This is a genomic window from Streptomyces litchfieldiae, from assembly GCF_031845365.1.
Lineage (GTDB): Bacteria > Actinomycetota > Actinomycetes > Streptomycetales > Streptomycetaceae > Streptomyces > Streptomyces litchfieldiae.
The window spans coordinates 1-420 of record NZ_JAVREL010000137.1 but is presented as its reverse complement, the minus strand read 5'-3'; the positions used below and the strand labels follow the sequence as shown (position 1 = coordinate 420).

The window sequence follows — 420 nt, the reverse complement described above, 5'->3', positions numbered from 1 at the left end:
GAGAACGCACTGAACCGATGCGACAAGGCTTACTGACCGGCGGGCGGACAAACTCGCCCGCCGGACACCCGCACCGGTGGGTCGGCGTGCGACGATAGGGCACAACACGCATCGCACGCGCGAATGAGGCGGGCAACGGACAGGTCTTGAGAGAGGCTCGAAGAAAGGTTAAGGAGGACGACGGTGGTCGCGGCGGCGGGGACGGACTCAGGCCCGAACTACGCCCACATCCTGGGGATCCAGAAGGATCAGATAGTCCAGGAACTGGGTTGGGACGAGGATAGCGACGACGACATCCGGGCCGACATCGAGGAAGCGTGCGGCTCCGAGCTGCTCGATGAGGATTCGGACGAAGTCGTAGATGTCGTATTGCTCTGGTGGAGAGACGACGACGGGGATCTGGTCGACCGGCTCATGGAC

The 420-nt window shown here is 63.1% G+C and carries 1 protein-coding gene; it reads left to right on the top strand.

All coding sequences use genetic code 11. The features are described 5' to 3' along the window. Window positions 1-183 precede the first annotated feature (183 nt). Window positions 184-420 (top strand): DUF3052 family protein (locus RM590_RS35760; protein ID WP_311708975.1); only part of this gene is annotated, 237 nt, incomplete at its 3' end.